The following is a 692-nucleotide window of genomic DNA, read 5'->3' on the forward strand; positions in this document are numbered from 1 at the left end:
ACCACGCCGGTCACGTCCGTCGTGCGGAAGTAGAACTGCGGGCGGTAGTTGGTGAAGAACGGCGTATGGCGGCCGCCCTCTTCCTTCGTCAGGATGTAGGCCTCGGCCTTGAACTTGGTGTGCGGCTTCACCGAACCCGGCTTGCACAGAATCTGGCCGCGCTCGACGTCCTCGCGCTTCGTGCCGCGCAGCAGCGCGCCGATGTTGTCGCCAGCCTGGCCCTGGTCCAGCAGCTTGCGGAACATCTCGACGCCGGTCACCGTCGTCTTCACGGTGTCCTTCAGGCCGACGATCTCGATTTCCTCGCCGACCTTGACGATGCCGCGCTCGACGCGACCGGTCACCACCGTGCCACGGCCCGAGATCGAGAACACGTCTTCGACCGGCATCAGGAACGGCAGGTCCAGCGGACGCGCCGGCTGCGGGATGTAGTCGTCGACCGTCTTCATCAGCGCCACGACCGCGTCATGGCCGATCGCCTTGTCGCCATTGTCCAGCGCGACCTTGGCCGAACCCTTGGTGATCGGGATTTCGTCGCCCGGGAAGTCGTACTTCGACAGAAGCTCGCGGATCTCCATCTCGACCAGCTCGAGCAGCTCCGCGTCGTCGACCAGGTCGACCTTGTTCATGAACACCACCAGCGCCGGAACGCCGACCTGGCGCGCCAGCAGGATGTGCTCGCGCGTCTGCGG

General features: G+C 65.5%; 1 protein-coding gene. It reads right to left on the reverse strand.

What is annotated here, in order from left to right:
• On the reverse strand, window positions 1-692 hold a 692-nt coding region (locus tag AC1DIO_RS35380), incomplete at both ends, for an EF-Tu/IF-2/RF-3 family GTPase (RefSeq protein ID WP_476854953.1).

The sequence above is a fragment of the Allobosea sp. 05T439 genome, assembly GCF_056396005.1.